The 25,780-nt window shown below is 44.7% G+C and carries 24 protein-coding genes; 15 read left to right on the forward strand and 9 right to left on the reverse strand.

Translation table 11 applies throughout. From position 1 onward, the window contains the following. Positions 1–7 precede the first annotated feature (7 nt). Positions 8–1,660: an ABC transporter ATP-binding protein gene (locus N39L_RS16440; RefSeq protein ID WP_014275743.1), complete on the forward strand. Its 1,653-nt coding sequence runs from the start codon at positions 8–10 to the stop codon at positions 1,658–1,660. 20 nt (positions 1,661–1,680) lie between these two features. Here the strand turns inward: N39L_RS16440 and pyrF are convergent, their stop codons facing one another. Both pyrF and tyrS read right to left on the reverse strand, forming a co-directional pair. After that, positions 1,681–2,409 (reverse strand): orotidine-5'-phosphate decarboxylase, encoded by a 729-nt coding sequence (gene pyrF / locus N39L_RS16445; RefSeq protein ID WP_014275744.1) that lies wholly within the window; start codon positions 2,407–2,409, stop codon positions 1,681–1,683. Positions 2,410–2,548: 139 nt separating this feature from the next. After that, positions 2,549–3,796, reverse strand: coding sequence for a tyrosine--tRNA ligase (tyrS, locus tag N39L_RS16450; protein ID WP_014275745.1), 1,248 nt, complete (start codon positions 3,794–3,796; stop codon positions 2,549–2,551). Positions 3,797–4,046: 250 nt separating this feature from the next. On the opposite strand from tyrS, the gene N39L_RS16455 reads away from it, so the two are divergent. From N39L_RS16455 to N39L_RS16475, 5 genes are all read left to right on the forward strand, one after another. Beyond that, the gene (locus N39L_RS16455) at positions 4,047–5,264 is read left to right on the forward strand and encodes a type IV pilus twitching motility protein PilT (protein WP_014275746.1); all 1,218 of its coding nucleotides are present in this window, start codon (positions 4,047–4,049) and stop codon (positions 5,262–5,264) included. A 56-nt stretch (positions 5,265–5,320) separates the two neighbouring features. Next, on the forward strand, positions 5,321–5,800 hold the full coding sequence (coaD, locus tag N39L_RS16460; RefSeq protein WP_006619989.1) for a pantetheine-phosphate adenylyltransferase: 480 nt from the start codon (positions 5,321–5,323) through the stop codon (positions 5,798–5,800). Then, on the forward strand, positions 5,782–6,438 hold the full coding sequence (locus N39L_RS16465; protein ID WP_006619990.1) for an ATP synthase subunit B family protein: 657 nt from the start codon (positions 5,782–5,784) through the stop codon (positions 6,436–6,438). Before coaD ends, N39L_RS16465 begins: the two co-directional genes overlap by 19 nt. Before the next feature lie 233 nt (positions 6,439–6,671). After that, positions 6,672–8,063 carry a DUF2157 domain-containing protein gene (locus tag N39L_RS16470; RefSeq protein ID WP_014275747.1) on the forward strand — a complete coding sequence of 464 codons (1,392 nt, stop codon included), beginning with the start codon at positions 6,672–6,674 and terminating at the stop codon, positions 8,061–8,063. 35 nt (positions 8,064–8,098) lie between these two features. Further along, positions 8,099–8,752: a GDYXXLXY domain-containing protein gene (locus N39L_RS16475; RefSeq protein ID WP_014275748.1), complete on the forward strand. Its 654-nt coding sequence runs from the start codon at positions 8,099–8,101 to the stop codon at positions 8,750–8,752. Here the strand turns inward: N39L_RS16475 and N39L_RS16480 are convergent. Next, positions 8,749–9,501: a pentapeptide repeat-containing protein gene (locus N39L_RS16480; RefSeq protein WP_006619993.1), complete on the reverse strand. Its 753-nt coding sequence runs from the start codon at positions 9,499–9,501 to the stop codon at positions 8,749–8,751. The two genes, N39L_RS16475 and N39L_RS16480, sit on opposite strands and share 4 nt — an antisense overlap. 146 nt (positions 9,502–9,647) lie before the next feature. Beyond that, the gene (locus N39L_RS16485) at positions 9,648–9,941 is read right to left on the reverse strand and encodes a hypothetical protein (RefSeq protein ID WP_006619994.1); all 294 of its coding nucleotides are present in this window, start codon (positions 9,939–9,941) and stop codon (positions 9,648–9,650) included. Between the two features lie 378 nt (positions 9,942–10,319). Between N39L_RS16485 and N39L_RS16490 the strand changes: the two genes are divergently transcribed. Together N39L_RS16490 and N39L_RS16495 are read left to right on the forward strand one after the other, a co-directional pair. After that, positions 10,320–11,033, forward strand: coding sequence for a pyridoxine 5'-phosphate synthase (locus N39L_RS16490; RefSeq protein WP_006619995.1), 714 nt, complete (start codon positions 10,320–10,322; stop codon positions 11,031–11,033). Positions 11,034–11,088: 55 nt separating this feature from the next. Further along, positions 11,089–11,415 carry an MgPME-cyclase complex family protein gene (locus N39L_RS16495; protein WP_014275751.1) on the forward strand — a complete coding sequence of 109 codons (327 nt, stop codon included), beginning with the start codon at positions 11,089–11,091 and terminating at the stop codon, positions 11,413–11,415. Between the two features lie 33 nt (positions 11,416–11,448). Here the strand turns inward: N39L_RS16495 and N39L_RS16500 are convergent, their stop codons facing one another. Next, the gene (locus tag N39L_RS16500) at positions 11,449–11,652 is read right to left on the reverse strand and encodes a hypothetical protein (protein WP_006619997.1); all 204 of its coding nucleotides are present in this window, start codon (positions 11,650–11,652) and stop codon (positions 11,449–11,451) included. Between N39L_RS16500 and N39L_RS16505 the strand changes: the two genes are divergently transcribed. Continuing rightward, positions 11,636–12,250, forward strand: coding sequence for a hypothetical protein (locus N39L_RS16505; RefSeq protein WP_231852224.1), 615 nt, complete (start codon positions 11,636–11,638; stop codon positions 12,248–12,250). The genes N39L_RS16500 and N39L_RS16505 overlap by 17 nt on opposite strands. Positions 12,251–12,272: 22 nt before the next feature. Here the strand turns inward: N39L_RS16505 and N39L_RS16510 are convergent, their stop codons facing one another. The 3 genes from N39L_RS16510 to folD form a co-directional block, all read right to left on the reverse strand. Then, on the reverse strand, positions 12,273–12,728 hold the full coding sequence (locus tag N39L_RS16510; protein WP_006619999.1) for a divergent PAP2 family protein: 456 nt from the start codon (positions 12,726–12,728) through the stop codon (positions 12,273–12,275). A gap of 25 nt (positions 12,729–12,753) precedes the next feature. After that, entirely contained in the window at positions 12,754–13,704 is a 951-nt protein-coding gene (crtE, locus tag N39L_RS16515; protein ID WP_006620000.1) for a geranylgeranyl diphosphate synthase CrtE, read from the reverse strand. A gap of 154 nt (positions 13,705–13,858) precedes the next feature. Continuing rightward, positions 13,859–14,719, reverse strand: coding sequence for a bifunctional methylenetetrahydrofolate dehydrogenase/methenyltetrahydrofolate cyclohydrolase FolD (gene folD / locus N39L_RS16520; protein WP_006620001.1), 861 nt, complete (start codon positions 14,717–14,719; stop codon positions 13,859–13,861). Positions 14,720–14,785: 66 nt separating this feature from the next. Between folD and N39L_RS16525 the strand changes: the two genes are divergently transcribed. Further along, positions 14,786–15,208: a hypothetical protein gene (locus tag N39L_RS16525; protein WP_006620002.1), complete on the forward strand. Its 423-nt coding sequence runs from the start codon at positions 14,786–14,788 to the stop codon at positions 15,206–15,208. 358 nt (positions 15,209–15,566) lie between these two features. Here N39L_RS16525 and N39L_RS16530 read toward each other — a convergent pair whose 3' ends face one another. Beyond that, positions 15,567–15,980, reverse strand: a complete 414-nt coding sequence (locus tag N39L_RS16530; RefSeq protein WP_006620003.1) for a universal stress protein — start codon at positions 15,978–15,980, stop codon at positions 15,567–15,569. 167 nt (positions 15,981–16,147) lie between these two features. Between N39L_RS16530 and N39L_RS16535 the strand changes: the two genes are divergently transcribed. The 5 genes from N39L_RS16535 to N39L_RS16555 all read left to right on the forward strand — a co-directional run bounded on the left by N39L_RS16535 (position 16,148) and on the right by N39L_RS16555 (position 25,736). Beyond that, positions 16,148–17,350 carry a phosphoglycerate kinase gene (locus N39L_RS16535; RefSeq protein WP_006620004.1) on the forward strand — a complete coding sequence of 401 codons (1,203 nt, stop codon included), beginning with the start codon at positions 16,148–16,150 and terminating at the stop codon, positions 17,348–17,350. 173 nt (positions 17,351–17,523) lie between these two features. Next, on the forward strand, positions 17,524–20,094 hold the full coding sequence (locus N39L_RS16540) for an MASE1 domain-containing protein (RefSeq protein ID WP_014275754.1): 2,571 nt from the start codon (positions 17,524–17,526) through the stop codon (positions 20,092–20,094). Positions 20,095–20,131: 37 nt separating this feature from the next. After that, positions 20,132–20,965, forward strand: coding sequence for a ribosome biogenesis GTPase YlqF (gene ylqF / locus N39L_RS16545; RefSeq protein WP_006620006.1), 834 nt, complete (start codon positions 20,132–20,134; stop codon positions 20,963–20,965). Positions 20,966–21,536: 571 nt separating this feature from the next. Beyond that, complete coding sequence (locus tag N39L_RS16550; RefSeq protein ID WP_006620007.1) at positions 21,537–23,402, forward strand: GtrA family protein; 1,866 nt, start codon at positions 21,537–21,539, stop codon at positions 23,400–23,402. 6 nt (positions 23,403–23,408) lie between these two features. Beyond that, the gene (locus N39L_RS16555) at positions 23,409–25,736 is read left to right on the forward strand and encodes a hypothetical protein (protein WP_014275757.1); all 2,328 of its coding nucleotides are present in this window, start codon (positions 23,409–23,411) and stop codon (positions 25,734–25,736) included. Positions 25,737–25,780: the final 44 nt, after the last annotated feature.

The following is a 25,780-nucleotide window of genomic DNA, read 5'->3' on the forward strand; positions in this document are numbered from 1 at the left end:
TAATTTCATGTTTACCATCGAAAACCTGCGAGTAGCTTATCCCAGTCAGAATAAATCACCCTCTTGGGTCGTAGATGATGTTTCCCTAACCCTCAAACCGGGGGAACGTTTGGGACTTGTCGGTGAGTCTGGCTGCGGTAAGTCTACTTTGGGACGCGCTGCTATGCGCTTACTTCCAGAGTCGAGTCTTATTCAAGGTCAAGTCACATTTGGCGGACAATCGGTTTTTGACCTTAACGACAAGGAATTGCGACAGTTTCGGGGGGAGGCGATCGCCTTAGTGTTTCAAGACCCCATGACCCGCCTTGATCCGTTGATGACTATTGGGGAACATTGTATTGAAACTTTAAAGGCTCATGAACTAGAATTGTCCCGGTCTCAGGCGAAAGAAAGGGCGATCGCTACTTTGGAAGCTGTCCAAATTCAACCCCAACGCTGGTCTCAATATCCCCATGAGTTTAGTGGCGGAATGCGTCAACGGGTGGCGATCGCATTAGCCCTATTGTTAAACCCAAAGTTAATTGTAGCTGATGAACCTACCACCAGTTTAGATGTCACAGTATCAGCACAGATTTTACAGGAACTCACCCGGTTATGTCGTGAACGCGGAACCGCTATCCTATTAATTTCCCATGATTTAGCCATGGTGGGAGAGTATTGCGATCGCATTGCGGTTATGTATCAAGGTAAAATTGTCGAAGTCGGAGATAGCCGCACCGTTCTACAATACCCCCAACATCAATATACGCGATCGCTCCTAGAATCTGCTCTCCACGTTCATGGAACTTCTCAACAGCCACCAGAACCCAATACTCCCGAACAACAGACACAGACTAACCCATCACAGCCACTTCTGCAAATTGAAAATCTCCAACAGCATTATAGTTTAGAATCCGGCATTATTGAACAAATATTCACTAAAAACAAGCAATTAATCAAAGCCGTTGATGGCGTGAGTTTCGAGTTGTCTCCTGGTGAAATTTTCGGTTTAGTTGGAGAGTCCGGCTGCGGTAAAAGTACCCTCTCGCGTACCATTTTACAGTTAGTTCGCGCCACCGCTGGTACAGTCAAATTTGAGGGTCAAGATTTAACCGCTATGTCAGTGCGACAAGTGCGCTCACAGCGTCGCGATATCCAAATGATATTTCAAGATCCTAATGCTTGTTTAAATCCCATGATGACCATTGGTCGAGCTATTGCTGACCCACTGTTAATTCATAAAATGGCAAAACCACCCCAAGCCAAACGCTGGGTATTAGAAATGCTCGATCGCGTGGGTTTGACTCCCGTAGAGGAGTTTTATAACCGCTATCCTAAACAACTGTCAGGAGGACAACAGCAACGGGTAGCCATTGCTCGTGCTTTAATTACTCGCCCGAAACTGGTAATCTGTGATGAGCCTGTTAGTATGCTTGATGCTAGTGTTCAGGCTCAAGTATTACAGTTAATGTTGGAACTCAAGCGAGACTTTAATCTCACCTATTTATTTATTACCCATGATTTATGGGTCGCTAGATTTTTGTGCGATCGCATTGCCGTTATGAACGCTGGTAAAATTGTCGAAATAGGAAACACTGAGCAGATTTTTAAACATCCTCAGCATCCCTACACCCAAACCCTTCTCAGCGCCGCTCCTTTGCTCACCAAAATGGTAATTTAGTTCTAATATTAACCATCCATCTATTTGACTATCTTCTCCGCTGCGTCTAACTCTTGCGAAATTAGCTTTAACGCCGTCATAGGGTTATTCGCCTCAGTAATAGGTCGTCCAATTACTAAATAATTAGCACCCGCTTTTAAAGCCTCAGAAGGAGTAAGCGATCGCTTTTGATCCCCCTTAGATGCCCAACTCGGACGCACCCCAGGACACACCAACAGAAAATCATCCCCACAAGTCCGCCGTAGTTGTGCCACCTCCTGCGGCGAACACACCGCCCCCGCCAAACCACACTCTTGCCCTAATAATGCCATCTGTAACGCATACTCTGGCAGTTCTAGGGGAATTTTGAGGTCTAAGGCTAATTCCCTGGCGTTAAGGCTCGTTAACAGGCTAATCGCGATTAATTTAGGCACGGGTACACCCGCCTCATTAGCTCCCATTTCCGCCGCCGACTGAGCAGCTTTTAGGGCGACTTTTCCAGCCGTCGCGTGAATCGTAATTAAGTCTACACCATAGCGAGCGGCGGCGCGACAGGCTCCGGCTACCGTATTCGGTATATCATGGAATTTCAGATCTAAAAATATCCGCTTATTGCGCTGTTTGAGTTGTTTTAAAATTTGCGGACCACAACTGACAAACAGTTCTAAACCCACTTTCCAAAAGGTTACTTGTGGCAGGGTTTCAATTAATGCGATCGCATCAGCTTGACTGGAAACATCTAGGGGAACAATAACTTTATCTATCGTCATATTGGGTATATTTTGGGGTAGTAAATTAGCAAACTTTACAGTTAATATCAGTCCGATAAAATCGGCACTTTCTTGATTAGACATTATCCCGATTTCACATCAGGATAATTAACAATTAATCAATCATGGGAAAACCCATTTACACCAGCCGGATAAATTTCTTTTTGCCTACTTGTAAAACTCGTCCTTTCACCTCTTCAGCAGAAGCCACAACTAAATTATCATCCTCAATGCGATCGCCATCTATTTTCACAGCACCTCCCGCAATTTGTCGCCTCGCCTCGCTGCCACTTTTACACAGTCCACTAGCCGAAAGAATATAGAATAACTTAGCCGGAAACTCCACCTCTGACAGAGAAAATTCCGGTACAGCCTCCGCCCTAGTTGCATCTCCTTGTACCAAATTTAAAGCCGCATTTTGAGCCGCCAAAGCCGCCGCTTCTCCGTGGTATTGAGTTACTATATCTAGGGCGAGTAACTTTTGGCGATCGCGAGGATTTTCCGGCAATTCAGCCAACGGGTAATCAGTTAGCAACTCAAAATATTGCTCAATCAAACTATCAGGAACCTTCTCCAATTTTGAGTACATAGTCAAAGCATCCTCCGACAGTCCCACATAATTACCCAGAGACTTAGACATTTTCTGCACCCCATCAGTCCCAATCAAAATAGGCATTAGTAAACCGAACTGAGGTGTCTGTCCAAAATAGCGCTGTAAATCCCTTCCCACAGCCAGATTAAACTTTTGATCCGTTCCTCCTAACTCCACGTCAGCCTGAACCGCCACCGAATCATAACCCTGCATTAACGGATAGAGAAACTCATGCAAATAAATAGGATTTTCCTGCTCAAAGCGCAGCGAAAAACCCTCCTTAGCCAACATTTGTCCCACCGTCATCCGAGACAGCAAATCCAAAGTTTTAGCCAGATCCAACTTAGATAACCATTCAGAATTACGACGAATTTCCAAACGTCCAGGCGTATCAAAATCTAAAATCGGGCGCAGTTGGTCGAGATATGTTTGGGCATTTTTTTCAACTTGCTCAGGAGTTAGCTGACGACGAACCTCAGATTTCCCAGTAGGATCACCAATGCGCGCCGTAAAATCTCCAATAATTAGAACCGCCGTATGTCCCGCGTCTTGGAAAGCCCGCAACTTCCTAAAAATGATACTATGTCCCAGGTGAATATCCGACCCAGTCGGGTCGATACCTAACTTAATCCTAAGTGGGCCGCTACTGAGAGCCAACCGCCGACCCAAATTCTCCTCTGGGTTGTCAGAATTAGCCAATTCCGGGAAAATATCAGTAACCCCCCGGCGCAGTCTAGGAAAATTTTGTAAAGAAACTCCCGCAGAAGTCTCTAGGGCTGGTTGACTCACAATCATAAAAAATCGAAACCTGAGCAGATGTTAGGTTAGCATACCTCAAACCATCCTATCATTTTCCGGTTCAGTTTCAACAGAACATCGATAATCCCCTCCGCGTGGGTTCTCCTGTCAACCCTCAATTCCCAAGCATCAGGCGATCGAAGTCCTAACTCCGTCAAATAATGAATTTCCCTCTCTTCTCAACTGCAACTGCGGTTAAGCCTGTGCCACAATGATCAACAGATACCAACCCAGGAAAACTCACCTTATGACTAATTCAACTCAGTCACCATCTTCTCAAAATCTTCCCCCAAGGAAGACCGTAGCCTCCCGTTCCAAACAGCCACAATCAACCACCACTGTTTCCCCCAGTAACTCTATTAAGGATATGGTTAAGGATGCCTTTGTCAAAAAAGCCTCCGATATTCATATTCGAGTTGGACATACTACCCGATATAGGATTCAGGGGGAAATGGTAAGAATCAAAGATCAAGTCAAAGTCACCCCAGAAATATTTGAGCAGTATCTCAGTGAGATTCTTACCCCCCACCAAAGGCAACAATTTGCCGAAATGAAAGAACTAGATACAGCTATTTTTTATCCTGGTATAGTCCGGTGTCGCGTTAACTGCTTTGACTCTCTGACCGGGGGAGCCATGGTACTGCGACTAATTAACTTAAAAATTCCTAGTATTGATGAATTGAGATTACCAGAAGTTCTCAAAAACATTATTAGCTATCCCCAGGGGTTAATTTTAGTCACAGGTCCAACGGGTTCTGGTAAATCCACCACCCTCGCTGCCATGTTACGTTATCTCAATGAAACCGCTCGCAAGCACATTGTCACCATTGAAGACCCCATTGAATTTGTCCATGCTTCCCGACAATGCTTAATCTCTCAAAGGGAAGTCGGATTACATACCCTAGAATTTCATCATGCCCTCCGTGCTGTTTTGCGGGAAGACCCAGATGTGATTCTGATTGGGGAAATGCGCGATCGCACCACAGTTAATACTGCCCTCCAAGCATCCCAAACCGGTCACCTAGTCCTGGGAACCCTCCACACTCGCAACGCCATCAACTCAGTCAACCGACTCTTAAACCTCTACAACGTAGACGAACAGCCAGCCGTCAGGATTCAGATCTGTGATTCCCTAGTCGCCATAATTGCTCAATTATTAATTCCCACAGTCGATAACAAAAGGACGGCAGTTCACGATATCCTAGTTAATACCCCCGCCATGAAAGACTATCTGCTTAAAGGGGACGAGGAAAGTGCAACTCACCTCATGGAAAATGACACCTATGAAGGAATGCAACTCATTAACCAGGCTATTTTCGAGCAAGTCACCCTAGGACGCATTACCATGGAAGAAGCCGAAAAATCCTCCCCCGATTCTGCCGATTTAGATCGCCGGTTCCGTATGGCTGGCCTTGACTCCTCTGGGGTAGCCCGGGAATTCCGTCAGGGAAAAAGTTTGTTTTAACCATCAAACAGTTTAAGGTAATCTCTGGTAAAACTTCAAGATAACTATAATCTATTGTGATTGCTATATATCCAGGCAGTTTTGACCCAGTTACCTTTGGACATATTGATATAATTGAGCGAGGTTCCCATCTGTTTGAATGGGTGATTGTCGCCGTCCTACGCAACCCCAGCAAGACTCCTCTGTTTACAGTCGAACAACGCCTGATTCAAATTCGGCAATCTATCTCCCATTTGGATAATGTCGAGGTTGCCAGTTTTGAGGGTCTCACCGTAGACTATGCCAAACAGAGAAAGGCACAGGTCCTATTGCGAGGCTTGCGGGTTCTGTCCGATTTTGAGATGGAACTGCAAATGGCTCACACTAATAAAACCCTGTCTGATACAATCGAGACAGTTTTCTTGGCAACCTCCAACGAATATAGCTTTTTATCAAGCAGTGTCGTTAAGGAGATCGCCAAGTTTGGCGGTTCAGTCGATCATCTTGTTCCCAACCACGTCGCTATAGATATTAATAGATGTTACGCCAGGAATTAACCCCCAGAATTGAATCTAATCCTAACGGACTTGTCACTAACGGCGAACCGACTCCTAGCGCTTCGCCTGGTATAGATATTCAGCGGGAACTTAACCGACTCGAAGAAATGATTCTTGACAGTCCTCGCATTCCCCTGACTCGACGCACTCTTGTGGACGAGGAACAGTTGCTCGATCAACTGGATCTGATCCGCTTAAACCTTCCGAGTGCTTTTCAGGAAGCTGATATTATTGTTCGTCATAAAGATGAAATTCTCCAGGAAGCTGAAGAATATGCAGCCTCTATCCTACAGAATGCTGAACAAAGAGCTACTCAACTTTTTAATGAAACTGGTATTGTTCAACGAGCGACCGAAGAAGCCGATCGCCTTAGACAACAAGTCCAGATAGAGTGTGAAGCCTTACAGCAACAAACTCTCGCCGAAGTTGAACAAATTCGCTATCAGGCTCAACAGGAACTTGATGCTATGCGAAATCGGATCTTAACTGAGTGTAATGATATCCAAACCGGAGCCGACGAGTACGCTGATCATGTCCTAGCTAAAATTGAGCATGAACTGAGCGACATGGTAAGGATTATCCGCAATGGTCGCGAACAGTTGCAAATTAACGAGTCTCAACGTCCCCCTCTTTACTAATGAAAAACCTTAAAGAGGCAACAACTCACACGAAAATAGCCCCTAACCCCAGAGACAAGCTACACCTTACATGAGGCCTCACTTGTCTCTACACTCTTCTTTCCGCTTCCCTACTCCTCCCCTCATTCGCTGCTTTTTTTCAACAGAGACAGTTGAGAATGTGGCATAAACCATTTTACCAACATCTGAACATCAAGCCAAACTGAACCTATCTGAACATAGGCTTTCAATCGATGATTTCAGAAAAGTTTCGTCGCCAATTACGACAGGAAGCTCGACTGTGGAAAGCAGAAGGCTTGGTTGATGATGAACTTTATCAACAGTTAGCCGATCGCTATCAGTTTAATAGCCTCGAAACCGCCGCCAGTAATCGGTTTGTGATCATTCTCATCCTAGGTGGTGGTATCCTCTTGGGATTAGGCGTGATTACCTTTGTCGCAGCTAACTGGCAACAATGGCCCCGATATATGCGGGTTTTGTTGCTCCTATCAGTCCTCATGGGATTTAATGCTGGCGGGTTTTACCTGTGGCAACATCCCACATCAGAATCTAAACAACGCCTCGGACAGGGACTCCTAATGGCTGGCGCATTGTCTTTGGGAGCAAATATAGCACTGCTGGCCCAGATGTTTCATATAGGCGGTTCCCCATACGGATTATATGTCGTTTGGGGGCTAGGTGTGCTGATTATGGCTTATAGCTTAAAATTGCGCTCTCTATCGGTTTTAGCCATAATTCTGTTGGGCTTAGGATACTTTCAGGGCATCGGTATAGCCCTATCAGCCAGGAATTTATCGGCCATTGATATTTTGCTCCAATATATGCCGATCGCATCTGCTATTTTATTTATACCCCTAGCCTATTGGTGTCAATCCCGTGTAGTTTTTATCATGGCGCTGTTGGCGATCGCTATCCCATTATTAGTCATTACCGAAAGATTGATTTCCTACGACTCCATAACCAGAATTTGGGTTGCTATCAGCTTAATTTTAATCCCCACTTGGTTATGGTCTTATCGAGATAGTCAATGGCCCCATGTCCATGGTCAGCCTTTTCAAGCGATCGCTCATAGTTTAGCCATTTTTTACTTAGGAGTTTTATGCTTCATATTTTCATTTTTCGACGTTTGGAATAACTTTGATTTCTGGACTTATCGAGATACTCCAGAAAACTCCAATATAATGCTAATTAATATCCTGGCTTTTGTTGTCATATCCCTCTGGCAATGGTTCCAGATAATTAAGCCTCATGGTAGCCAAAGATATTGGGGTGTAAATGCCTATACCACCGCCATTAGTGCCATGATTATCATCACTGGTCTAGTCACTTTTTGGCATATATCAATAGCGCAAATTTCCACCATAGCCACCTTAATTTTCAATCTACAAATGTTTCTATTGGGGGCGGTCACAGTTCGCTTAGGACTCCTCAAAGGCAATCGGAGTGCCTTTTGGTACGGTATGGTACTATTAGTCCTCCAAATTATCAGCCGAATGTTTGAATACGAAACAGAATTACTCCTGAAAGCCTTAGTTTTAGTCCTGTGTGGAATTGCTGTAATTATCGCTGGTTTATGGTTTGAAAAAAATCTATCTCGTTCAAATTTACCTAATTCCAGATCCTAATTTTACATCAAATCTCTAATAGTCAGGTAACAGTTATGGTTAACACTAACAAAATCCCATCCGCCCAACCCTCAGTTATCGTTCCGGCTTCCGTAAATAGCCGTCAACCTCGCTTACCCCTATGGCGATTTCTGGCTCCCCTATTGTGTCAGGTAGCATTGGTAACGTCAATTCCGGCTCAGGCTTTTTACACATATATTACTGGAACAACTGTAGTTTTGCAAACAGCTCCCGTTGACCCCTATGATTTCTTGCGAGGGTATTATCAAATTCTCAGTTATGAAATTTCTCAACCTAGTACCCTCCGAGACCTCCCCGGTTCCGGTATCAATTTGGAGAGGAATTATATCCTCGATGGTGATACCGTTTATGTAATCCTAGAAAAACCCCAAGAACAACCAGAAGGCGATCGCCCCCTTCCTTGGCGACCCGTAGCAGTTAGCCACCAGCGTCCTGATAATTTACCCGAAAATCAGATCGCCATTCGAGGTACAGGTGATGGCTGGGGTGTAAAATATGGCCTGGAAACCTACTATATGCCCGAAAATCAGCGCTTAGAGGTTAACGAGAACATTAACCGCGCTCAAAGTCCGGATCCTGAGTCTTTTGTGGTTGAAGTCAAAGTAGACTCCCGGGGAAATGCAATTCCCCTGCGTTTGTGGGTGAGCGATCGCAGCTATCAATTTTAACCCGGATGAATAGTGCCATCTGGTAAAATAGCTCCAGCCAAATTAGCCCCGGTTAGTTTCACCATTAAGCGATCGCTATATCCCACTTTCGCCCCCGTTAAATTAGCCCCTCGCAAATCAGCACCACTTAAATCAGCACCAATTAGGTTAGCCTCCTGAAGGTTAGCGTAACTCAGATTCGCCTGCAAAAAATTAGCCCTGAATAAATTAGCCCGATGTAAACAAGCCCCACTCAAGTTAACTTTATGTAAAAAACAATCAGTCAGATCAGCATAACTGAGATCTGCCCCACTCAAATTCCGCCCCGACAAATCTCTTTCCTTCAGGTTCGCCCCACGAAAATCAGCGTTAGTCAAATCAGAATAGGATGGACGCTGATAAGCTGGTGATGACTGATACTCCTGTTTGGGGGGACGGTGGGGGGGAGTGGCGGCGCGGTAGGTATAATATGAGTTCGTGTTGTGGCTGGTCTGGGTCTGACGTTTAGCCCCAGCATACTCAGGTCTGGGGGTCGCTTTCGGCGTTTTCGTTTTATTAGACCTCAACAGCGATCGCAACTTATCGCGCGCCTGGTTAATTTCCTTCAGTTTATCTTCGGCTAACTGTCGCAGCCGTTGGTTATCTTCTGGAATGCGATCGGGATGCCAGATAAATGCTAAATCTTTATAAGCCCTATCCACAACCTCCAGGGAAGCACCGGGTTGCAATTCAAGGACCCTATAACAGTGGTTCAACTCACTTGGTGTCATGGTCAAGGTTTACCCCCCCCTAGAAGGTCGTACCCTAGAAATGGGCGATCGCCATTTCCGGCTTAAATTATTCTAGCTCATGCGATCGCCTAACAGATATTGAGGAAAGTTGAAGGTTTTTGAGTCCCCAAACACAAATCACCCATTTATTCTGGCGATTGGGATGAAGCCTGTTTTTTCCCTTGCAGATTCCTAAACCACCGCGATCGCTTCATATTTTGAAACACCATTGTTAACCCCGTTATCAGCATCCACAGTAAACCTAAGCCATTTAATAGCACATACACCGGCTCTAAGGTTTGCCCTAAATATTCCCCTTCATGAATCACCATTAAAAAATGTACTTGGTCTCTTGATAACCCAAACCAACTTTTCCCCAATCGGTAAGCTACCCCCGTAAATACTGTGATAAATAGCGGTAGCATCACAATCGGAGCCATCGTGCTATGCAGTTTCCTAAAGTTCCCCAGATTCACAATATTGATAACCCACTCCCTATTAATAATCTATACTAAGCCCCATTCGGCATTATTTACCCACAGATACGCACCTATCAGCCTGTTCAGAAATCATCTGATCACCTCTCAAAGTCCCTCTCCCTCTCTGGGAAAGGGATTTAGGGTGAGGGCAATGTATTAAGCCACTGGTGAACAAGCTGTAATTTTACCACCATATTTCTCTCCCACACTCATATACACATAATGTCGATTTTGTCAATACCCTGGTTTTCCTCTCTGGCAAGGGCTGTAATAATTAACCGTTCACAGTTCCCATGAATATGTCAAACTGTTGTGGTCTAAGATTTGATCAAAAGAACTATGCCCACTCTCGGTGTAAATATTGACCACATTGCCACAATTAGACAAGCCCGCCGGACAGTGGAACCCGACCCAGTAGCAGCGGCCGCGATCGCAGAACTAGCCGGAGCCGACGGGATTACAGTACACTTGCGCGAAGATCGCCGTCATATCCAAGATAGAGATGTGCGACTGTTACGGGAAACCGTGAGAACTCACCTAAACCTGGAAATGGCTGCCACAGACGAAATGGTAGCGATCGCCCTAGATATTAAACCCGACTACATAACCCTAGTACCCGAACGCCGGGAAGAAGTCACCACCGAAGGAGGATTAGATATCCTGGGTCAACTACAGCGGATGTCAGAAGTAGTCAGCACCCTGCAAGATGCAGGAATCCCCGTAAGTTTATTTATCGATCCTAACCCCGCCCAAATCGAAGCCTCAGCCACAGTTAAAGCCCAATTCATCGAACTACATACAGGTTGTTACTGCGAAGCCAAGGGAGTCCAACAGCAAAAGGAACTCGATATTTTAGCCCAAGGATGTAAATTAGCCCTAGAAGCCGGACTGCGAGTTAATGCCGGTCACGGCTTAACTTATTGGAATGTGCAACCTGTAGCCAGGCTAGAAGGTATGGAAGAACTCAACATTGGTCATACAATAATAAGTCGGGCAGTTCTTGTCGGTTTAGATAAAGCCGTGCGGGAAATGAAACACGCTATCCTGAGTTAACCGGGAAGTTAGAACCAGCCCAGTTGTTCTGTAGTTAATTGTAGGTAACCCAAAAATGCCAACTTATCATTACGTCCTAGCTAGTAAAGACTTTGTGATCGAGGAACCTATTGAGGAAGTCCTCAAAGAACGTCGGCGCAATTATCAAGAACAGGAAAAAGAGATCGATTTTTGGTTAGTCATTGAGCCAGGATTTTTAGAAGCGCCGGAAATGGCCGAAGTGAAAGCTAAATGCCCTAAACCAGCGGCGGCGTTGGTTTCTACCAACCCTCAGTTTATTACTTGGCTGAAATTGCGACTTGAGCACGTGATTACCGGACAATTTGAAGCGCCTTCAGCTACTATCCCTGATGCGATCGCATCTCTGGCTACTGCTGGCTAAAAATCCTGATTATCGGTGTCGCTCCATATACTACTATTTCAGGCTGTACGGGCGGGTTCTCAGATAATCTGGTGAAAATACCGATTGACCAAAGAACTCGCCCCTAGGCTCAGAAAATTGCAATTCAGGTACAATAGCTGCAAAATCGATCGCAAAAGTTGTTAAAACTATGGTTAAAGTTAGGTTGAGGCGATGGTTAACTAGGATTAGTTCTGTAGGGGTGGTTCTGCTTACCATAGGTTTCAGTGCTAAACCCAGCTTTGGTCAAGCCTCCTGTGTTCCCCCTCGACCAGGTGAGTATTTGCTATTAATCATTAGCAACACCTCCGAGACACAAGCACTAGCCCGTCAAGTCCTACCTAGTAATATAGAAAGCCAGGTGTGTCGCTATCTCAATGATATTGTCACCAGAGTTGGCGGTTTTGATGACGTGCTAATTGCCGAAGACTGGGCGGCTTATTTCAAGGAAACAGCCGGTTTATCCACCCATGTAGTTAAATCTGATGTACCTAGTCAACGACCCGAACCACGTCCCCCTGTCGGTCCTTCTGGTCCTAGCAGTGATTTGGGTAGTCAACCCCTAGGCATGGGTTATGCGATCATGGTAGACTATTTCAATCAGCCAGAAATTGCGGCTAGACTTGAGGCAACTATGGGGAGAAGAATTCCCATAGTTTCCTATAATCGGCGTTTCTATTTACTGGTAGAACATACCGCCGAGCCTAATAGTGCCATGGAAGTTTTCCGCCGCCTTAATGATCAGGGATTTTGGTCAATCATGGTGGATAGCAGTCGGGTTAAAATCGAGCGACCTAACTTAGCTATTGGAGATTAAAGCACTCCCATAGGTAAACCAGTTAATAGGTAAGTTCTGCTAAAGCTGCGATCGCTATTCCCAAACTCAAGCCAACAATCACCTGAAAAGGGGTATGTCCGAGTAATTCCTTGAGGCGGTCCTCATTAAATTGGGGATGCTCTTGGAATAACTCGTCCATAATCTGATTAAGAATGCGGGCTTGTTTACCTGCCGCCTGGCGGACACCCGCCGCATCATACATAACAATAATAGCAAATACCACAGCGATCGCAAACTCCGGGCTACCCCACCCGATCACCTGACCGACGCTGGCGGCTAAAGCACCCACAAAGGCTGAGTGAGAACTAGGCATTCCCCCAGTAGTTACCAGAACCCGCAGATTAATTTTTCCATGCTGTATCAATTCGATCGCCAGTTTAGAGGCTTGGGCGAACAGACAAGCAAACAGTGCCACTAACAGCACCCGGTTGTCTAATATGTGACCAAATTCTTGCATGGGGTTGAACACCTCGCTTTAACAGTTAGTGACTGCGATAGGTAATAAAATCAGCGATCGCCGCCAGAGCTTTCCCACCGTATCCAAAAGCCGCTAATTCAGCCTTAGCTTCCTCCACCAGTTGTTCAGCTTTCGCCCGTGACTTTTCCAAGCCCCACAAACTAGGATAGGTAGCCTTTTGAGCTTCCAGATCCTTACCTGCGGTTTTACCCAACTGCTCAGAGGGTGCGGTAATATCGAGAATATCATCCACAATTTGAAACGCCAAGCCAATATTTTTAGCATAGCGAGACAGTCTTTCGAGATCAGTTTCATTAGCACCCGCCAAAATCGCACCACAGACCACACAGGCTTCTAATAAAGCCCCCGTCTTGTGGGTGTGGATAAAAGTTAGAGTTTCCTCAGATACATCTGATAAACCCTCCGATGCTATATCTACCACCTGACCTCCCACTAATCCAGTCGCCCCCACCGCACGACCCAGGCGACCGATTACCTGTAGGACTCTTTCTGGGGGTACACCTTGAGTTTGGGTAGCCACGAACTCAAAAGCATAACTGAGCAATCCATCTCCCGCTAAAATAGCAATATCATCGCCATAGACCTTATGGTTAGTCAATTTCCCACGCCGATAATCATCATTATCCATTGCTGGTAGATCATCGTGAATTAAAGACATCGTATGAATCATCTCTAAGGCGCAGGCTGTCGGCATTGCCATTTCCACTGTACCCCCAAGCAGTTCACAGGTAGCCAAACATAAAGTAGGTCGCAGCCGTTTTCCCCCAGCCATAAGGGAATAGCGCATCGACTCATAAATTTTTTCGGGGTAGGTGACAGTAATAGCAGCATCTAGGGCCGCTTCCACTAATTCCTTTTTTTGGCTAAGATAAGTCGATAGGTCAAATGGTGTGTCTGACCCGGATAAATCCATGTTTTCTGTGACTACCATACTGTCAGTGTTGATATCTGTCATAATTAGGGGCAAACCCCACAGCCCAACCAGCCACAGTCTGATAGCGGTTTATAGGGACAAGTAGGGTAGTAATGGGTGAACATCAGTTTTTATTGTACGGGTCTTTTGACACGATGCGCGATCGCGAATCCCGTTAATCAGATCATCGAGTCGATCAGATGCGTTTCTGATAACTGTCCACTGTATTCTGTAATAGCATAGCCACAGTCATCGGACCGATGCCACCCGGTACAGGGGTAATATATCCCGCTATGGGTTCAGCCGCCTGGAAGTCTACATCTCCTACTAACCGCGATTTTCCGTTAGCATCTTCTAAGCGGTTAATTCCCACATCGATAACTACTGCCCCCGGTTTGATATAATTGGCTTTGACCATCTCAGGACGACCTACCGCCGCTATCAGAATATCAGCTTCCGATGCGATCGCTTCTAGGTTTTCCGTCCGGGAATGGGCAACAGTTACCGTACAATTAGCCTCTAGTAGCATCAAAGCCATGGGTTTTCCCACTAAAATACTCCGTCCTAGCACTACCGCTCGTTTTCCCGCTAATGGGATTTGATATTCTTCCAATAGACGCATTACCCCCGCTGGAGTACAACTGCGTAACCCCTTTTCCCCTCTTGCTAATCTCCCTAAGTTCATCGGGTGCAACCCGTCCGCGTCCTTGTGCGGTGCTATCTCATACAGCAAACTTACAGCGTCTAAGTGGTCTGGTAAAGGCAATTGTACTAGAATACCATCAACCCGATCATCTTCGTTTAAATTGGCGATCGCTTCTGTAAGTTCTTCCTGGCTCGTATCAGCCGGGAAATGTTGACCAAACGATGCTATTCCTACCCGTTCACAGGATTTCTCTTTGTTGCGGACATAGACGGCGCTGGCGGGGTTATCTCCTACCATTAACACTGCTAAACCTGGAGGTCGTCCCCCTTGTGGTTTGCGGGACTTAATTATTTCCCTCAATTGCCATTGAATTTTTTGGGCTGTTGTCTTACCGTCTAATAAATTAGCCATCACAATATATCCACCAACTCAAAGCCTGTATATTTTCCCAGAAATCTGTCCCCATTTTTAGATAGTATGCCTAGATTTGCGATTCTCCTACCCCCACGCTTTGCTCACCACTTCCATATTCTCTTGATTCTACTATCGCTAACACCAGGGATCATCGGCTGTCGCCAAATTATTGAGTCTACCACTCAATTTACTCGCCAAACTACTAACATTGAGGCGATCGCACAACAGCGCCAAGTTGGCGCTAAAGTCTACACAGAGGGAACTGTAGCTAACCTCGCTCCCTTTGTCGGCGCTGGTGCATATCAGCTTCAAGACTCTACAGGGACTATCTGGGTTTTTACTACCCAACCTCTACCTTCTATCGGTCAACAAATGTTCATCCGGGGTCAGGTTAACTATGAACAAATTACTGTCGAAGGAGCCCCCGGTTTAGATATTGGTGATTTCTATATTCAAGAATTGGAAAGAATCACTGATCACGGATAATCGACAATCACACTCCCCCGACCCAGAGGAGTTGGTAAATTATGTTAAGTTTTGTAACAAAAAGTTAAGAATTGTTGCAAAAACGACCTGTTTTGGGGAGGGGGTAGCTTTTTGGGCGATCTTGTGATATCATTTTAGATAATGGAAATATATGCCTTTTTTTTGTTATTGCCAATGTTCCCATTATGAACAATATGTTATCAACAGTAGCATAAATTCCCGGAAGTTGTCAACCCCTCGGCGCGTTTCTGGGGGGACATTTTTTTAAAATTGACTAAAAAATCAACTTAATAGATAGAGAGATGGGGGGTGATAACCCCCCGTTAAAGATAGGTTATAGGTTAACGGGGGGAATAAGTTAAGGAACAACCAAGACAGGACAGGGAGAGAGATTAATCACACGGTTAGTGATACTGTCAGCAACACCTTCTTCTGTGAGTCCAGTGCCGCGACTACCCATCACAATCAGATCAGCATCAATCTCATCAGCCACATCACAGATAGTGAAAGCAGGTTTACCTTCACGTTCAATGAGTTTAGCATCAATCCCCAGCTCAGAGAAAATACCATGAGCCTCCTGTAAAAGTTGGCTCACCGTATCAGGGGAAGTCATCGGTTCAGAATGGGGAGGCTCCCCGTCTGGTTCTTTTGGTTCAACAACAGCGAGAAGATAGAGGTTAGACTGATAGGTTTGGACAATATTAATCACCCTTTCAGCCGCCTCGCGGGCTTCTCGACTTTGATCTATAGCAAATAAAACGGTCTTAAACATATCTCGCATCTCCAAGACGCGGACTTAGGTAGAATGTTTACAGTGAACGATTTGATGGCAGGTGGGCCACCTGGTTGGTAACAGCCTAGGGGCCATTAACCAATAACCCTCACCGTTCCCATTTAATTTCGATTAAAGCAGAATAAACGATCAAAGAGGTTAATCCTGTGGCTAAAAAAACTGTAGCAAATTTGTCAGCATCAGAACTATCTGGTAAGAAAGTGCTGGTGCGTGCTGACTTTAACGTACCCCTTGATAACGGCTCTATCAGTGATGATACCAGGATTCGGGCAGCTCTGCCTACCATTCAAGATCTGACCTCTAAAGGAGCAAAAGTGATTCTGACCAGTCACTTTGGCCGTCCCAAAGGTCAAGTAGTTGAATCAATGCGCTTAACCCCTGTGGCGGCGCGTTTGTCGGAACTTTTGGGCAAAACCGTTAATAAATGTGAAGATTGCATTGGGGAAGAAGTCGCCCTAGCAGTGGGGGCCATGAATGATGGTGATGTACTGTTACTGGAAAATGTCCGCTTCCATGCCGCTGAGGAGAAAAATGATCCTGAATTTGCCAAGCAGTTGGCTTCCGTAGCGGATCTGTATGTAAATGATGCCTTTGGTACTGCACACCGCGCCCATGCTTCCACTGAAGGTGTAACTCAATATCTGAGCCCCTGTGTGGCCGGTTATTTGATTGAGAAGGAATTGCAGTTCCTACAAGGGGCTATTGAAAGCCCTCAACGTCCCCTAGCTGCCATTATTGGTGGTTCTAAGGTCTCTAGCAAAATTGGTGTCATTGAAACGTTACTTGACAAATGCGATAAGTTGTTGTTGGGTGGCGGCATGATTTTCACGTTCTATAAAGCCAGGGGTCTGAGTGTGGGTAATTCCCTGGTGGAAGAAGATAAGCTGGAGTTGGCTAAGTCCCTGGAAGCGAAGGCGAAAGAAAAAGGGGTAACTATGTTGTTACCTACAGATGTGGTTCTCGCTGATAAGTTTGCAGCCGATGCTGATTCTCAAACTGTTAGCGTTGAAGCAATTCCTGATGGTTGGATGGGATTGGATATTGGCCCTGATTCTGTTAAGGTGTTCCAAGAAGCCTTGGGAGACTGCAAAACTGTCCTCTGGAATGGTCCGATGGGAGTTTTTGAGTTTGAGAAGTTTGCGGCGGGTACTCGGGCGATCGCTCAAACTTTGGCAGAACTCACTGGTACAGGTACAACTACAATTATCGGTGGCGGCGACTCGGTGGCGGCTGTGGAACAACTGAATTTGGGTGAGAAGATGAGCCACATTTCTACAGGTGGTGGGGCTAGTCTGGAACTCCTCGAAGGTAAGCAACTCCCTGGTATTGTGGCTTTAGATGATGCCTAATTGCCTTTGGTAAAACGATTTTGGGGTAAGTCGGTTAAGTGCGATCGCTTACCCCAACAGAATCGGCGACTATACTAAAGATATCCCTAATCTTAAACGAGGTGGGAAGTCGGTCTTAGGATACTGAGGCTAATTTCTTTGAGTGTGGGGGAGAAGCAACGGAGGGGATTAAAATGCTTCAGTTCCATAACATCCTCAGATCTAAACTGGCACGCTACCTAATTATCAATATGGTTGCGCTTCTGGTTTATCTGGGGTTAATCTGGATAACCATTGAGACTTTAATGCTCAATGCCATGGAAGCCATTTTCTGGCCGGCGGCGGGATGGTCTTTAGTGGTTTTCATCTGGTGGGGGGGTAAATGTTGGCCGGGAATTATCCTCGGTGCTTTGTTTTCTAACTATTGGCTGACCGGTCACTCCGGTTATCTGGGATTAATTTGGACTCTGGGAACCCTCCTAGAAGCTGGTGCGGGTTGGTTGATGTTAAAAAGGATCGGTTTCTCTCCGGCTTTAGCGCGCCTCAAGGATGTACTGGGACTAGCTATTCTAGCTGGAGCCCTCTCGAGTCTGATTAATTCTACTATTACTCCGATCGCATTATTAATCGCTGGAGAAATCAAATCCGATACATTCGCTGATATTTGGGTAACATGGTGGCTGGGAGATACCATTGGCGTTCTGCTATTAGCCCCGGTACTTCTGACTTGGGCTAATCGATTTAATATCAAATATCAACAGACCAGAGACTTGCAGGGGTCAACCGGGAATCATTGGAGTTGGCTATTACCTGAAAGCTGGGAAATTCTCAAAAACCCCAAAAAAAAGCTATGGCTGCCTAAATTATTCAGCTATCTCGAAATAGGAAGCTGGTTGGTACTATTTTCGGCTTTGAATTGGTTTGTATTCTGTTCGAGAACCCGCGTTCTCACTATTCACTACCCCCTAGAGTACCTGCCATTTCCACTGCTAGTCTGGGCTTCCCTACGTTTTGGTCAGCGAGGAACTGCGATCGCTCACTTATTAACAGCAACATTTGCCGTCTGGGGTGTCCTACGGGGTAGTGGCCCTTTTATGGACAACCTCAACGAAAATCCCCAGGTCTTTTCTCTACAAGCCTTTATTTTAGTGATGACTATCACGGGTTTATTTTTAGCTGGTGCGGTGGAAGAACGACAAACAGTAGAAGCATCTCTACGTTCGGGGGAAGCTAGTTTGGCTACCGCTCAACGTATTGCTAAGTTAGGACACTGGGAATTAGATATCCGACGACTAACCTGTTCTTGGTCTGATCAGCTTTACCGCATTTTTGGCGTTAACCCTGACCAGGTGACTCCCAGCATTGATAGTTTTATGCAATATATCCATCCTCTCGATCGCCTCCGGGTGGAAACTGCTATTTCTCAAGCTATCTCAGAGCAAATTCCCTATTCTATAGATTATCGGATTGCACGCCCTGACGGTCAAGAACGATTTGTGGTTGAACAGGCGATCGTTACCACCACCCATATTACTAGCACTGTTCAGGATATCACTGAGCGCAAACGCGCTGAAATTGCTTTAAGAGCTAGTGAGGAAAGGTTTTCCCGAGTGTTTAAAGCTAGTCCCATTGGCATTATTATTACTACTGCTCAAGAAGGGCGATTTGTGGATGTCAATGATAGTTTTCTTCGGCAATTGGGATGGAGTCGGGAACAGGTCATTGACCGCACTTTCGAGGATTTGCAAATGTGGGATCCTGACCAGATTAACCCCATCTTTAAAAGACTTACTAATGGCGATCGCCTCAGTAATTTAACCGTGGAAGTCCGCCATAAATCAGGCGCAATTCGAGATTGGTTAATCGCCATTGAACCTATCCAATTAGAAAATACCCCCTGTTTGCTTACCCTGGCTAGTGATATCACGGAACATAAACAGGCTGAGGAACTCCGTAGAGCTAAAGAAGCTGCCGAACAGGCTAACCAAGCTAAAAGCCTATTTTTAGCTAATATGAGTCATGAACTTCGCACTCCCCTAAATGCTATTCTCGGTTACAGTGAATTACTACAAGAAGACGCTCAAGATATCGGTCAGGATGACTTTGTGGCTGACTTGAAAAATATCCACGTTGCGGGTCAACATCTCCTCACCTTAATTAGTGATATTATCGATTTTTCTAAGATTGAAGCTGGCCGCATTAATTTTCACCTAGAAAAATGTCAAATTAATACCTTGCTTTGGGAAGTGGAAACCACTATAGCACCCTTGGCTGAAAAAAATCATAATCAATTGACCCTAGAGGTTGCTCCCGGTCTGGACTTGATGTATACTGATGTAACTAAAGTCAGACAGTCCCTACTTAATTTGTTAAGTAATGCCTGCAAATTCACCGAACAAGGACAGGTAATTTTACGAGTATGGCAACAGTTAATTCCCGCTACAGATTTACCCGATTTGCCCATTTATCACTCCCCGGAATCTCCCTCAGAAACTCTCTCAGAAATCTCCTTTATCTTTTGGCAAGTTCAGGATACCGGAATTGGCATGAATGAGCGACAAATAGCCACGGTTTTTAGTCCCTTTACCCAAGCTGATGAAAGTACAACCCGTAAATATGGCGGCACGGGTTTGGGACTTTCTATAACTCATAAATTATGTCAGATGATGGGTGGTGATCTCTGGGTTGAAAGTCAGTTAAACCAGGGGTCAACTTTGACCATGCGATTACCTCAATATATGTATCAGGGAAAAGAGGCAACTTGAACCTTTCACTTAACTATTAATCTACTATTAACCAATCATGACAATTCAATGGTATCCCGGTCATATTGCTAAAGCTGAACGTACCCTCACAGAACAACTTAAACGAGTTGATGTGGTCCTAGAAGTTCGGGACGCTCGCATTCCCTTGGCGACTCACCACCCTAAAGTATCTCAATGGGTATCCCAAAAACCACGATTATTGATTATTAACCGCCAAGATATGATTCCTCCCCATATACAACAACAATGGCAACAGTGGTTTGAGGAACATCAGGAAATCCCCTATTTTACTAATGCTCAACAGGGAGATGGCGTTGATGCAGTAGTACGCGCTACTAAACAAGCCGGAGAACAGTTGAATCAAAAACGTCAGCAGCGGGGAATGTTACCCCGACCTGTCCGGGCTGGGGTGATTGGATTTCCTAATGTCGGTAAGTCGGCTTTGATTAATCGACTTTTGGGGCGACGAGTCGTAGAAAGTGCTAGACGGGCAGGGGTGACACGCAAGTTACAGTGGGTCAGGATTTCTAAGCAAATTGAATTGTTGGATGCGCCAGGGGTTATTCCTAGCCGCATTGAAAATCAACAGGATGCTCTCAAGTTGGCGATTTGTGAGGATATTGGTGAGGCGGGTTATGATAACCAACGGGTGGCGGCGGGTATGGTTGATTTGTTTCAACATCTCCAAATTCACGATAAATTGACCGATCGCTATTCTCTCGCGATCGCTTCGGAAACTGGAGAGTCCTATCTACAAGCCTTGGCTGATCAACGCTTTCAAGGAGATTTGGAACGCACCGCACGACAGCTACTCAATGATTTTCGCAAGGGCTTATTAGGGGCGATCGCTTTGGAAATTCCACCATCTTGATTTTACTCGGTTTGACTGCCAATACCATAAATATCCGTTTTTGTCAAGTCGCCGATTTTCGATCACCCCGAATTTCCCCAAAACTCGTGCATCGCTAAACTTGAAATTCCCTCGGCGATCGCCCAAGACTCACCATATAATCGGCTTTTTAAGCCGTATTTTGCTCAGTTCACAGAAACCCCAGTGGATTTTTGTTTACATAAATCTACCACAACCCCCATTCTGTCGTCAATTATTTGATAATATTTAGCAATAAAAATGTCATAAATATTTACAATCTTTTAAATATTAAAACTATTGGCGAATTTTAAATTAGTAAAACTTATCGTTGCCCGGCTTTTTCGGGAAGGGGGGTTGACAATTTGGGGAAACCTCGGATATAATTTTATTATAATGGGAATCTATCTTCAAAAAAAATATACACAAATATCTCTATTATGTTATATATGACCTAGAATATCAGAAAATAGAGGATAATGTCAACCCCTTTTGAATGGAAAAATCGGGTTATTATGGATGATAGTGTATGATGAGTACAATTTGCCCAAGTCGATAATTTGAGTGTGGTGTGATGAAACCGATTTACATTTTAGGTGCGGGTCCAGCGGGGTTAGCTGCGGCTTATACTCTCACCCGTCAGGGAATTCCTGTAGTAGTAGTAGAAAGAGATAAGCGCGTGGGGGGACTAGCGAAAAGTATCGAGTATAAAGGGTTTATTCTCGATTTCGGACCCCATCGATTTTTCACCAAATTATCGCCTGTGGTGAAACTCTGGAATCAAGTATTAGAAAAAGACCAGGTAACAGTTAATCGACTTACCCGCATTTATTACGGGGGAAAATACTTTAGTTATCCTCTCCAAGCCAAACAGGTGCTTTCGGCGTTGGGGTTATTGGAGACAGTTAAAATACTTTCGTCTTATGTGAAAGTGCGTTTATTTCCCAAACCTCAGCCAGAGAATTTTTCTGAGTGGGTGATTGGTAAATTTGGGCGACGGCTGTTTGAGATTTTCTTTGAGAGTTACACCGAGAAACTTTGGGGAATTCCTTGTACAGAAATTAGCGCCGACTGGGCGGCACAAAGAATTAAGGGTTTGTCCTTATATAAAGCCGTGGTTAATGCCTTATTAGGAAATGATGGTAAAGTCAAAACCTTGATTGACCAATTCCAATTTCCTCGGTTGGGTTCTGGTCAACTTTATGATAAAATAGCCGATTATTTAAATCAGCATCAGCAACCCTTATTACTGAATACCGAAGTGATTGAGGTACATCATAATGATGGTCAGGCTACCCATGTGACTGTCCGCAACCGTGAGACTAAAGAAGTGCAAACTTTTAGCTGTGGGGGGGTGATTTCTTCTATTCCCTTAACTTTATTGGTGGAACAGTTGAAAACAGCACCGCCTCAGCCAGTGATAGAATCAGCGCGATCGCTTAAATTTCGGAATACTATTTTAGTCTATTTAATTATTGATGATGGTCATTTATTCCCCGATAACTGGCTATATATTAACGACCCCAGGGTGAAATTAGGAAGGGTGACAAATTTTGCCAATTGGTCGCCCGAAATGTTACCCAATAATTATCAAACTCCCCTCTGTTGTGAGTATTGGTGCAATTTTGATGATCAGTTATGGAATTGTCCAGAAGAAGACCTGCTACACATGGCGCAAGCCGACCTGATAAAAATTGGATTACTCCAAAAGCAGCAGGTTTCTGGGGGGTTTGTTGTGCGTTTACCTCGGACTTATCCTATATATGCCGGAAATTATAAAGCCTCTTTAGCAACCCTTGAGGAGTATTTTAAAGGTTTCCAGAATTTGCAGTTGGTGGGTCGATATGGTGCATTTAAGTATAATAACCAAGACCATAGCTTATTGATGGGAATTTTGGCGGCGGAAAATGTAATCACCCCCGGAAAACATAATCTCTGGAATGTCAATAGTGATAGTGAATATGTCGAAGAAGCCGAAGCCGAAACCCCAACCACTGTGGCGGCGGTTTCCCGAAAGTCTCGCCGTCGTCAGGCGATCGCTACCTTGCGACAGTTTGGCGGTTATTTACTCACCGGGGGAAGTGCAACCGTTGTAGATGTTTTGGTGTTTTCCCTTCTTACCCAGGCGGGAATTTGGTATGTTTACGCCTTGGGAATTAGTTACTTTTTGGGACTAAGTACCAATTTCTGGTTAAGTCGTCGGTTTGTGTTTGGTATTTACTGGCGTAACTGGTTGATGCAATATGGAGTTTTTGCGACAGTCGCCTTAAATAGTTTATTGGCGAATTTGGGGTTATTACAATTGTTGATTAATGAATTGGGGTGGTCTCCTACCCCGGCTAGACTCGTAAGCGCCGCCTGTGTAGCCTTAATTAGTTTTACCGGACATAAGCTATATTCCTTTTCGTCAGGCGATCGCATTTCCAGTTGGGAGTCTTAGGTAAAAATGAGCGATCGCAAATTTACCCCCCCACCAAGTTTAGCCGTAGTCCTGATAATTACCCTCACCAGTTGGATAATTTTAGTTCCCCTGGTCAACCCCATTGCTATCCCGATCAGAAACAATACCACCGGGGTAATTTCCCAAGCCAGCATTGAGAATATCAGTCCCTATACAGATTATCTCAAATATCTGATTTTGCTATTTACTCCCCCCCTGCTAACTCTGATAGTTTGGAAATTTCGGAAAACATCGCCGGGAGAATATCTCCACCCTGTCATTAACATTACCGCCAAAACTCTCAGCCAAAATTGGTTTTTAGCAACCGCTACCGGAATTTTACTCTTAGCCTGGGTCATTAATATTCCTTTCAACCAGTTTCAAATTACCTCCCTTTTGCGGGACTCCTTCCACGAAGGAGAATTTTTGGGATTTTGGCCGAATTTCTCCCAACTGGAAAAGCCCTTTATTAATACCGTCTTAATTCATGGCTATGGTATGGATGTTTTACCCACAGAAATAGCCATGAGTTTCATTAGCAATAATAACGGAATTGCTTTAAGTCGGCTAGTTGTTAATCTCCAAAATGCACTCACTGCTGTAGGCTATTTTTGGATTTTGTGGGAAATCACCGGGTTAGTAGGATTAAAAAAGTCAAAATTACCCATTTTTTTACTACTCTGTTTATTCTGGTGTATTTTTGATAGCATTTTCTTCAAGTTTGACGGGAGGCGAGGGACTTGGTTTGTCTTTCAAATCGCCATAACTCTCCGTTATTTTCGCCTATTTCTACCCTGGGAAACACCACAACAATTACAATCTAATCATGTCGGGGATAGCCACCATTTTCCTAGACGACAAGCCATAATTTTATCCCTGTTGGTGGGGTTGTCTATTCCTGGGGGTTTTTTATATGTGTATGACCGCGCCATATATTTCTTAGCCGTTTATTTGATTACCTGTATCATCAGCCTATTTTTACCTTCCCAAACTAGCAAAACTTGGTTAACTGCAACCTTCACCGGGGTAGTCATTTCCTTGAGTGCGATCGCCATTTTTTTAGGACTAGATCAAGTAAATGCGATCGCCTCTCAAATCGCCTACTGGGGAAAATATGGTCGCTACATTTCCTTCATTCCCCTTCCCCCCTTCCAAATGACCTTTATCTCCCAAAAATTCTGGCTATCTATTCTCATTCAAGCCGGAGTTTTAACCTATCTCACCTGGGATTTAATCAGCCATAACTTCCAACTAAAACCCTTTGTCCGCAAACATTTATTTACCCTAATTCTCCTATCCGCCGCCGGCGTTTATATGAGAATCACCCTAGACCGCAGTGATTTAGGTCATGCTTATCACGGCGCAATTATGACAGCATTTTTAACTGTATATTTATTGCTGTTAGCTTATCGGCGATATCTGGAAAATCCCCTACATCAATTAACCCTAACATTGCCGCAAAAGCTGAGTATAGGCGTGTTATTGATATTTATTCTAACCTCAGAATCTGGTTTTAATGTCCTGGAAGCATCCCAGAAACTATCGCAACTCCCAGCCGCTATCTCTGTCCCTGATACTGAATTACTCAAACCCGATTATTTAGAAGCCAAAAATGTCATGTCACCAGAAATAGCCAATCAATCCTGTTTTTTTAATGTCACATCAGAAGGATTGTGGTATTATCTATATAATAAGCCATCCTGTTCAAAATATAGCTATGTTCTCTATGCTAAACCTACCGTCGCCCAAAACCAGGTAATCCAAGACCTAGAAAGGACTCAACCCCCCATAATTCTCTTAACTAATGATGTCTGGTTTCAAAACCCCTGGGATGAAGTCTTAAAAGCCGATTCAGCCTCTCTAATTTATCAATATATTTTACAAAAATATCGCCCACACAAATTCGTCCAATCCCATTGGTTTTGGCGACGCAGTGATATCCCCCCAACTTTCGCCACTACCGACCAATTTAATGGCGCAATTGATGTCATTCCAGAATCACCAATTCGGGTAGGTCAACCCTCAGTTTTAACCGGGTGGGGAGTAATTCCCGAAAACCGAAAACCCGCTGATGCTGTTTATCTCAGCCTGGGGGATAATAACCAGTTAATTGCTGTCGGGGAGGTGAATATTCCTCGCTGGGATGTTGCTAGTGTTTTAGGAATTCCTGAATATGCACAATCTGGCTGGAGGCTAAGGATTCCCACCGCTAGTTTACCCCCTGGCGAAATATCTTTAAAGGTTTGGGCTTATAATTCCGAAAACCACCAGCTAACCCAAATTGGAGAAGCCATTGACATCATTAAACTAAGTCAGGATGGGGCGAGGACGTGATGGGTCTGGTCAATTACCCCATATATATGGAAGATTCAGCCAAT

The organism is Limnospira platensis NIES-39 (genome assembly GCF_026000695.1).
Taxonomy (GTDB): domain Bacteria; phylum Cyanobacteriota; class Cyanobacteriia; order Cyanobacteriales; family Microcoleaceae; genus Limnospira; species Limnospira platensis.